The sequence below is a fragment of the Dyadobacter sp. genome (assembly GCF_051859145.1).
Classification (GTDB): domain Bacteria; phylum Bacteroidota; class Bacteroidia; order Cytophagales; family Spirosomataceae; genus Dyadobacter.
Map to the genome: position 1 here is coordinate 1 of NZ_JBHYGF010000610.1, position 9953 is coordinate 9953.

The 9953-nt window shown below is 45.6% G+C and carries 9 protein-coding genes and 1 tRNA gene; 4 read left to right on the forward strand and 6 right to left on the reverse strand.

What is annotated here, in order from left to right:
• The coding region (locus tag ACTIE6_RS27440; RefSeq protein ID WP_439559675.1) for a heparinase II/III family protein at window positions 1-867 on the reverse strand (867 nt) is incomplete at its 3' end.
• Window positions 864-2966, reverse strand: a complete 2103-nt coding sequence (locus ACTIE6_RS27445; protein ID WP_439559676.1) for a bi-domain-containing oxidoreductase — start codon at window positions 2964-2966, stop codon at window positions 864-866. The genes ACTIE6_RS27445 and ACTIE6_RS27440, both read right to left, overlap by 4 nt.
• A 69-nt stretch (window positions 2967-3035) precedes the next feature.
• Here ACTIE6_RS27445 and ACTIE6_RS27450 point away from each other — a divergent pair, with 69 nt between their 5' ends.
• A complete protein-coding gene (locus ACTIE6_RS27450) occupies window positions 3036-4193 on the forward strand; it encodes a Gfo/Idh/MocA family protein (RefSeq protein WP_439559677.1) in 1158 nt (385 codons plus the stop codon).
• Between the two features lie 11 nt (window positions 4194-4204).
• Window positions 4205-5110, forward strand: a complete 906-nt coding sequence (locus ACTIE6_RS27455) for a sugar phosphate isomerase/epimerase family protein (protein WP_439559678.1) — start codon at window positions 4205-4207, stop codon at window positions 5108-5110.
• A 43-nt stretch (window positions 5111-5153) separates the two neighbouring features.
• Here ACTIE6_RS27455 and ACTIE6_RS27460 read toward each other — a convergent pair whose 3' ends face one another.
• From ACTIE6_RS27460 to ubiE, 4 genes are all read right to left on the reverse strand, one after another.
• A complete protein-coding gene (locus ACTIE6_RS27460) occupies window positions 5154-6203 on the reverse strand; it encodes an acyltransferase family protein (protein ID WP_439559679.1) in 1050 nt (349 codons plus the stop codon).
• 466 nt (window positions 6204-6669) lie between these two features.
• Window positions 6670-6744: transfer RNA gene (locus ACTIE6_RS27465), tRNA-Val, on the reverse strand.
• Window positions 6745-6849: 105 nt separating this feature from the next.
• Entirely contained in the window at window positions 6850-7584 is a 735-nt protein-coding gene (locus ACTIE6_RS27470; RefSeq protein WP_439559680.1) for a porin family protein, read from the reverse strand.
• Window positions 7533-8255, reverse strand: coding sequence for a bifunctional demethylmenaquinone methyltransferase/2-methoxy-6-polyprenyl-1,4-benzoquinol methylase UbiE (gene ubiE / locus ACTIE6_RS27475; protein WP_439559681.1), 723 nt, complete (start codon window positions 8253-8255; stop codon window positions 7533-7535). The genes ACTIE6_RS27470 and ubiE overlap by 52 nt, the downstream gene beginning before the upstream one ends.
• 152 nt (window positions 8256-8407) lie before the next feature.
• On the opposite strand from ubiE, the gene ACTIE6_RS27480 reads away from it, so the two are divergent.
• Together ACTIE6_RS27480 and ACTIE6_RS27485 are read left to right on the forward strand one after the other, a co-directional pair.
• On the forward strand, window positions 8408-9193 hold the full coding sequence (locus ACTIE6_RS27480) for a hypothetical protein (RefSeq protein WP_439559682.1): 786 nt from the start codon (window positions 8408-8410) through the stop codon (window positions 9191-9193).
• Window positions 9194-9205: 12 nt separating this feature from the next.
• Window positions 9206-9778, forward strand: a complete 573-nt coding sequence (locus ACTIE6_RS27485; protein ID WP_439559683.1) for a hypothetical protein — start codon at window positions 9206-9208, stop codon at window positions 9776-9778.
• Window positions 9779-9953: the final 175 nt, after the last annotated feature.

A 9953-nucleotide genomic window follows, 5' to 3' on the forward strand; every position in this document is an offset into this window, starting at 1 on the left:
AATGTAACTCCCGTCTTCAAAGATCTGAGAGGCAATTTCAGCTTCAAACCACTTTTTACCTTGTCGTCGCCAGATGTTGCTTCCCGGGAAAGAGGGAAACAGTAAACTAACTGAATACAATGCGACTGCCTCGGTAAGTGTATGGTTGTTGTGCAGGACTATCCGCGAATACCTGAAATGCGCAAAAACCCGCCGCATTTGGGCATAAATGCTGGCTAGGATCTTGTTGAAAATAGGTTGGGTTAATGCTGGCGAATGCTGGTAGTAATGCAGCGCAAAGATCCAGTTGAGCACGCGTAATGAAATTTCCTGGCTACAAACCCAGTGCGGGCCGCGATTAACCGGATTATGATCAATCCAATCTTCAATGCAGGTAAAAACCAGTTTTGACTGGCTTACTCCGGAGTGAAAATCAAACCGCATCAGATCATAGAGAAAACAGAATCTCGCTTTTTCCCAAACATATTTAATATCGCCAGCTATGGGAGACAATGTCGCAATTTCCGTCCAATGCTGATTTTTCGGGTACCTGAAAAGAGTTTTCGGATTGGTATGCCAATCATCTACGCTGATCCATTCATTGGAGAAAAATAGCTGCTCACCCTGGCTGATTCTGTTGACTCGTTCTGCTAGGGTTTGATAATGCACTTGCGGCATTTCCGCTATAACTGGTACAAAAAAGCGAACGTTTGATCGCTGCCAGTCTGCAACTGAAATCGATGACCGAAATACATATTTCCTCGGATAGTACAGGCGCGTTATTTTCAACTTACGGCAAATTTCGTAGATAGTACGAAAACCTACGTAGCGCAGCCCCATTTCTCTGATAAAACGCTGATAATGAAGAAATTTGCGGAGCTTTTTCATTGTACTTCAATCCAACAGCCCGCCTTCAGGCTCTCCACAGCTGCGAATGTGGCCCGTGTCGTATTTACAACTTCATTTATGCTGATTTCGGGTATACTTGTATCTTTTCTTGCCTGGCTAAATTGTGAAAATTGTCGTTTGTGGCCTTTGTCTATACCTGAACTCAGCTTATTAAAATTTTCAAAACCATAACCGATCAGGCATTTGAAATCATCGAGTACCAGCGTGCAGCCGCCGGCAAATACTTCTACCCGCTCCTTCGGATACTTGCTGCTGCCGTTTGAAAAATAGTTGACTACTCCCGCAGACCCGTTCAAATACCTGAGAAGGATGCTCACATTTTCATCAGCCCAGCCCGGCTGACTTTGCATTGCATTACTGCATACAGCTGTCACCCGGCTGCCGGTGAGACAAGTGACCAGATCGATAAAATGACACGCTTCACCCAGTATCCTCCCGCCACCTATTGCCGGATCTTTCAACCAGGAGTCAGCTGGCAGGCTCCCTGCATTTACCGTAACAATCACGTTCATCTGCGCTCCGCCAAGAAGCTGCAACATTTTACTTACATAAGGTGAAAACCGGCGGTTAAACCCAACTACCAGGCACTTTTGTGCCTTTTGCTGCGCTTCGACAATTGCATTAAGCTCTTCGGGAATAATCGTCAGCGGCTTTTCCACAAATACATGCTTCTCTGCATTTAGCGACTGGATTGCCAATTTTCCGTGCTGATCGTGCCGGGTAGCAATAATTACCAGACTAACCTCGGCATCCGAAAGGATCTGGCGATAGTCGGTTGTCGGACAGGGTATTTTGTACTGTTTTGCAAGTTGATAAGCATTTAATCCGCCAGCACTTGCAATGTATTTGATCGCAGCGCCTTTCAGGTTGGGTAAAAGTGTCATTCTCGCAAAATTCCCTGCACCTATGATTCCAATGACGGGCGTGGCTGGTTTGTACTTGAAATGCATTAAACTTTCCTGGCGGGGTTCTTCGGCACAATCGGGATAAGTGATAATCGTTGCCAGGTTTTTAGAATCCTTTTTGCTGTAAAAGGCTGCACTTTCCTTGAAGTCAAGTGTTTCGGAAATCAATGATTTTACCTCCAATTTGCCTTGCTGCAAAAGCTGCAGTACTGCCTGAAAATTGCGGTTTTCTGTCCAGCGTACGTATGGTAAAGGATAATCAACCCCATTATCCTCATACAATGCATCATACCGGCCAGGTCCGTAAGAGCAGGAAACCTGGAAGCTGAGCTCTTTCTTGTAAAATACACTCCTGTCCAAATGCAGACCGGCAGTACCTACCAGCACAATTCTGCCTCTTCTCCGAGAGATCCGCGCAGCCTGATCAACAATCGAATTGGAGCTGCTTGCTGTTGCTATGATCACGCCATCGACGCCATTTCCGTTATTAAGTGCCGAAAGCTGCATTTCGGTCGCAGATGAATCCTGATCAAAAACCTGAAAACCACGCTTTGCCGCAAGTTCCCGCCTCTCGCGGTCCGGCTCAATGCAGATTACCTGGCAGCCGTTAACCCGCAGCAGCTCAGCAGTAAGTAAGCCAATAAGTCCCAGTCCCATTACTACAACCACCTCGCCAAGCGAAGGCGCGAGGAGCCGGATCGACTGCAAACCCACAGCGGCCAGCACCGTAAATGCAGCCTCTTCGCAGGATACATTGTCCGGAATTTTAGCAACCAGATTGACAGGAACACAAACGATCTCCGCGTGGCAGCCATTACTTACGACCCTGTCTCCTGCCCTAAACCCGAGAACACCCTCTCCCACCGCAATCACCTCACCCGCCTGCGCGTAGCCAAGTGGCATTAACTGGCTTAGCTGACTTGAAACAAGAGAAAATGTCTTCAAAAAACCTTCGGATCTGATCTTGCTAATCGCTAGTCTGAATTTGTGCGGCTCCCGGATTGCCTTTGAAAGCAGACTGGCTTTGCCGAAGCTGACGAGCATTCTTTCGGTACCGGCCGAAACAAGACTTTTTCGTGTCCTGATCAGCACACATCCTTTGCGGACCAGTGGCGCGGGGACTTCATGCAGCATTACTTTACCCGTGCGCAGGTGAAGCGCAAGTTGTTTCATCGTGTATAGTGTGTTAATTATTACCTAAATTTCAGCTTCACATTTAATTTGTAAACAGACTTTTTAGCAATGACAAGAGCGCTCAATATCGGTATTATTGGTTATAAGTTTATGGGGCGGGCACACAGCAATGCCTGGCTCAAAGCCCCCCAGTTTTTTGACATTTCCGTGAAACCTGTACTCAAAGCTGCTTGCGGAAGAAATCAGGAATCGGTAACTGAGTTTGCAGAAAAATGGGGCTGGGAAGAGACTGAGACGGATTGGAAGAAGCTGATCGAGCGCGACAACATTGATATTATCGACATTGCATTGCCTCAGAACCTGCACTACGAAATTGCACTTGCCGCAGCCAGGGCAGGTAAACACATATTTTGCGAAAAGCCCCTTTCAATGAGCAGCCGGCAAGCCGAAGAAATGCTGAAAGTGTGCGAAGACAACAAAGTGGTGCATTATCTCAACCACAATTACAGACGCGTACCCGCAGTAGCGCAGGCGAAAAAGATGATTGAAGCCGGTAAAATCGGGCGGATTTTTCACTGGCGGTGCTGCTATCAGCAGGATTGGATCGTGGACCCGAACTTTCCATTGACCTGGCAACTGCAAAAGGAGATCGCGCAGGCGGGACCGCAATGGGACCTTAATTCACACGCAGTGGACCTGGCCCATTTTCTTGTTGGCGACATTACTTCAGTTTCCTGCCTTACAGCCAATTTCATCAAAGAACGGCCGCTTGCAAATGAAGGAACAGCAGGCAACCTGTCGGCAGAAGCCAGCGCGACTGAAAAGGGGGAAGTAACAGTAGAAGACGCCGCTTTGATGATGGTCAGGTTCAAAAATGGCGCTGTGGGTTCATTTGAAGCAACAAGGCTGGCAACGGGGAGAAAAAACCGTTTGTCATTCGAGATCTATGGCAGCGAGGGAAGTCTTGTATTTGATTTGGAAAAAATGAATGAACTGCAATACTTTTCGCTCAATGATGATAAAATTGCGCAGGGGTTCCGGAACATACTTGTAACTGAATCCGCACATCCCTACGTGGGTAACTGGTGGCCTGCCGGTCACATTATCGGCTACGAGCATGCATTCGTACACGCAGTAGTCGATTTCCTGAAAGCTGTGGACGAAAAAACGGAGATTAAGCCCGACTTCGCGGACGGTTTAAAAATTATGCGGGTATTGGAAGCGGGAATTCAGTCAGCGGAAACAGGTCAGCAGGTTCATCTATAAAATTTCGGAACATGAATGGGTACAAACAATGCATCTCAATTCTGGGCAAATGCATACTTCTGATTGCATTGCTGACGAGTTCGGCGCAAGCGCAAAAAAGCATTTTCAGGAAAGACAATCTGATTGCCTGGTGCATTGTACCATTTGACAGTAAAAACCGCAGCCCTGTCGAGCGATCCGAAATGCTTAACAAAATTGGCATTACAATGCTCGCTTACGATTGGCGGGAGAAGCATATACCGGAGTTTGACAAAGAAATAGAGTCGCTGAAAAGCCACCATATCAAATTGCAAGCATTCTGGCTGTACTCAGGTCCGGACCCGGAAAACGACAAGACTTTACCGATTATTCTGGAAGTACTGAAAAGGCATCATATCAAAACAGAAATCTGGTGTATGATTGCCGGGATTAAGGATCTGGATAAAATGTCGCAGCAGGAAAAGATCAAGGCACATGCGAAGCCGCTAGCTTATATAGCCGACAAAGCCGCGGAGATTGGCTGCAAAGTGGGTGTTTATAATCATGGAGGCTGGTACGGAGATCCGGAAAACCAGCTGCAACTGATCAGGTATGTCAATAAACCTAATATCGGGATTGTTTACAACTTCCACCACGCAGAGTCCGATCTGGAAACTTTCCCGACATTCTACCCGAAAATACTGCCGCATTTACTGGCCATAAACCTGGCAGGTTTAAAGAAAGGTAACCCGGTGAAAGTAGTGCCGGTTGGCCAGGGAGACGCCGAGCTGGAAATGATGCGGATCATCCAAAAAAGTAGCTACAATGGACCAATCGGCATTATCAACGAAGAATTTGCCCCGGATGCAGAAGACGGATTGAAGATGAATATAGAAGGATTGAAAAAGATACTAGGTGAACTTGGCGATCAGAAAGGTTTGAAAAGCTACCGCAAGTAGAAGTTAGATGAATGTATAAATTACGAACACCTACCATCATTACCTACACCTTTGCAACATATACCTCTGCCGGTTTAGCTGACTCTACCAGCTCCTGCTCCGGGTTTAGAGATTTCCCTTTCTGATACCTAATGCGTTGAGATGCTTCTTTACAAGGCTTTTCAATTACCCTAAAATAAATATAAGCGACAAAGATTGAGATCAGGAGTGCTGCAAGAACTGCGGCACTTCTGAGCATTTCATTTTCCGTAAATCGCTGGGTGAGATTAACGATCCTCAAACCGATTGGAAAATGAAGTAAATAAAGCGAGTAAGAAATTTCCCCGAAAAAAGAGCTGAGTAAGGTTGTACGGAGTGGCGCTAAAATAACAATAGACGTGAATAAAACGACCAGTACTTCGAGATAACTGTATCTGTAAAAACTAAATACAAGCAGTGCTGCAATGCAAATTGCAAAGTTTGTAAATGTTAGCTTATTGACGAGTAAACGGTAGATTACTATACCGGTACTGAAAAAGACGGAAAAGTTGAAAAGATAGTTTCTATCAAAATAAAATGATAAATAGTTGAATAGGATTAATGTAGTGATCCAAACCACTGAAATCCGGCTGCTGATTAATGGAAAGATTAATGCGATGACAATGTAATACTGGAACTCAATTGCCAGGGTCCAGAAAACAGGATTAAGCCAATCTTTGCCAATAAAAGCATTCACATAGCCAAGATGGGCAAATAGTTGTGCATAGTCGATTGAAAATGCTTTCCCAACATAAAAGGAGGTTGTGGTAGTCAGGTAATTCAGAAATATTGCCAGCAGAACACAAATAAGGTACGGCGGCTCAATCCTTACAATGCGCTTTTTCAGGAAAGTCCATGCCTGGCTAAAAGTATAAGAGGCTTTCGCCATGGAATACGGAATTACAAGCCCGGATATGATAAAGAAGATTTCCACGCCATAACGACCGTGTTTGAAAAGTGCCTTGAACACATTAGTGTCAGCCAGAAAATCGGCTTTATCTGTAAAGTGGAAAAGGCATACGGAAAGCGCTGCCAGACCTCTCAGATAGTCTAACGAGTGTAGATATTTATGCATGTATTATTGTTGATGGAGGTTCTTTTTTCAAAGTTATCAAATAAGTTGAATATTGGTTACACAACCTATTACTACATTAAAATCCAGGTGATTGTACAAGTTAAATGTAGGTGGCACCTGAACTGACTTTTGAAGTTGCAGGAATGTGGAGGGAGGTAAGTAATTGGGCGAATTGCCGAAGTGAAGAAGTGGTTTTGATCCTGCAAATGCGAAATCAAAATCCAGGGCACAAAAAAAGGCGCTATTGCCAGCGCCTTGTGTATTCGTGGGAGTTGAGGGGTTCGAACCGCGCGGCGGACCGTGGCAGCGGCCGACCGTCGCGCGGCGGACCGTCCCCGACCCTTTGCTTGTAAGCGGACGCCGCGCGGGCAGATGCTCTGAACCAACTGAGCTAAACTCCCTTTGCTTTGTGTTCACGCCAGTCTTAAAACAAAAAAAGCACCGATTGCTCAGTGCTTTCTAACTGTGGGAGTTGAGGGATTCGAACCCCCGACCCTCTGCTTGTAAGGCAGATGCTCTGAACCAACTGAGCTAAACTCCCTTTTCCCCGTCGTTTGGGAGTGCAAATATGTGCGATTAAATCTAGGTCTGCAAACTTTTTTAGAAAAAAAATTAAAAATTTACAAGCAACTGAAAATCAATATACCTACTCGAAGTTCAAATAAAGCGTAACTGTATGAGTTGACATCTTGCTGATCCCCGACCCCACAGAATTTTTTGACGGCTGTAACATATTCGTCAATCCATGTGAAAAACGGAGCTCAGGAGCGAATTTGAAGAACTCAAAAAACTGCTCATAACCTACTCCGTAATCAATCGAGAAGTCGGTGGACTTAGTATCCAGCTTTGCAGAGCCGCCTCCGCGATTTCTTTTAACGTTGGTTTCAACTCCAAAAGTCACGCCTGCCAGCATATACATGCGTGAGTTTACCCGACGTAGTGATTTGTATTTCAAAAGCAATGGCACTTCTATCCAGGTCGACTCCCGCTTTTCAATCCTGTCAGCTGCATTTGGATAACTGAACTTCACCTGTCGCTCATACAAAGACACCGATGGGGTAGTACGAAGGTCAAAATGATCTGTCAGGAATGCATTCACGGTAAAGCCCATTCGAAAAGAGGCTTGCGTCGGCGACTGGATCACAAAAGCAGAATCCTTGGACAAGAAATCGTTATTGTGCCTGATATTAAAGCGGGTAAATGGAACGGCGAACAATATTCCGTAGTGAATAGGCTTGTCGTCGTAATATTCCAGGTGCTTTCTCCTGTAACCAATACCCTGCGCAACGCAGTCCTGCGCCGCGATGAGCAGCACGAGCATTCCTAATATTACTTTTGCCCGATGTAAATTGAACAAATCCCGAAGGTAAGTGATATGCATTTGGTATTAGTAAAACCTGCTTTTCTATAAATTTCCAGGAAAGCCTCCCCGTCGGGAAATGCCTGGACCGATTCTGGCAGATAAGTGTAAGCCGAACTATCCTTTGAGACGGCCTTTCCTATAATTGGTAATATGTATTTGAAATAAAAATTATAGAACTGCTTAAAAGGAAAGCTGCGCGGCTTTGAAAATTCTACCACCACACAATTTCCCCCCGGCTTCATCACGCGGTTCATTTCTGTCAGCCCGGCGAGCAAATTCTGAAAATTGCGTACTCCAAACGAAACGATAATGGCGTCGAAATAATTGTTTTCAAAAGCCAAACTTTCCGAGTCGCCCTTTTGCAGTGTAATCACATTTTGCTTGCCCATTTTGGCAATTTTTTCGCGCCCCACAGCCAGCATTCCTTCTGAAATATCCACCCCGATAATCCGCTCAGGGTTCAGCGAAAGTGCTTCAATGGCGAAGTCGCCGGTGCCGGTAGCAATGTCCAAAATCACCTTCGGTTGCTGCTTTTTCAGCAGCTTAATCGCCCTTTTCCTCCAATATATGTCTACGCCCGCGCTGAGTACGTGGTTGAGCAAATCGTATTTCGGCGAGATGTTGTCGAACATTTCGGCAACCTGCTCCCGTTTGCTACCCTCTTTGTCTTTATAAGGTACTACACTCATTTCTTTTCTGATAAATGCAACTATAAGCAAAACTAACAGATAAATACGGTTTCGCGTTGACGAACAGGCTGTATTTACGGTAACCGGCTGACGAAAAGCGTAATCCGTCGTCTAAATAGGGAGCGAGATTTTCTAACACAAACCTCCATTCTATGCGCCGTTTATGTCTGATCCTGATTTTCTGCATTCTTCAATGCTTTGTTTACGGTCAAAAACCGCTGCACCGCTACTCTTCCAATGGAGTCAGCGGCAAGAAAAGTTATAACCGAAAGCAGAAACGCGACTTTTCAATCGGAATGCGCGGCGGGCTGACGCAATTTTTTGGCGAGCTGAATGGACAGGATATGCAGACGATGCTGGGTGTAAATTTTGGCAAAGCCTTCACCAAAGAATTTTCTGTTGAAATTGATTTTACAGCTGGAAAAGTTGGCGGGCAACAATTACAATTTTTCAACTCTTATTTCCTGAATGAATATAATTCCATTGAGTTGTTGGTCAGGTGGGATTTGACGGAGCAATTCAGCACGTTCGAACCCGGACCTTTGCATTGGATTGTTTACGGCGGAATTGGGCGGATCCATTTTAGTGCCAATGCATTTGACCTGGATAGTGGCAAACTGCTTCGGTTTACAAACAGTCAGCTAAGTGCCCGCAATCCGCTGTTCCTGCGCTGGGGACCTGCAAGTGGGCCAATCGGGATCAAAAAGACGCGGGAAGGTATGCTGCCGCTGGGCACTTCTTTGGAATTTGCATTGTTGCCTGCATTGAAAATCGGTGCCGATTATCGCTTCTATTTTGTAAGAACAGATAAAATGGACGCGACCTCGGGGCGGAGGCTGATTAATCCGGAGGAAAGCGACTCTTACAGCGACACGCCGGATGACAAATTCAGCTTTCTGGGATTTTCACTTACTTACCACTTCGGCAAACCAAAATAGAACGCAACTCAAATGGCAGTTAATTACAAGTTATATCCCTCCATTCTCAATTGTTTCGACCGGTTTGAAAAGGGCTATTTGACTGAACAGGAATTAATTGACCGAATAAACCGCGTGCCGGTGCCCCAAACGGAGGCGCAACGCAGAGGCGTTTCATTTGAAGAAGCTGTGATTAAAGGAACTGATGAAGAAGCGTTCGATCCGGACATTCTGGACCAGGTTCGCGCCTTGCTTCCGCGACCTATGCTGCGCACGCAATTCTACTGCGAGTACGAGTTGAACAATGTGCTGCTTTACGGTTATGTAGATGTTTTGGGTAAAATGTTCGCCGCTGACATTAAAACAACAAGCAACTATAAACCAGGTCAATACGAACAAAATCACCAGAACTTCTATCTCCCCGCATTGCGCGCCAAAGGAGTACGCAGCCTCCGCTACATTATTACTGATTTCAAGCAGGTTTACCAGGAAGACTACGACCACGCGCTCGATCTTTCATTACAAGAAATGCAGGTAAAATCATTCTGCGACTTTCTGGAAGCGCACCGGGAAGCAGTTACGGACAAGCGGATTTTTGGTGGTTAACCTATCCAGATCCGCTCTTTTGTCAAACAATTCTGCAGGAAGTTCTTTGCCGACATTTCGGAGTAATCCGCCACAAACCGCTGTGCACAACTCGCATTGGCAAATTTCACCTGCGTTTCCAACATTAACTCGATCCCATCAGAATTGGTCACGAATGTTTTTATACAAACAATTT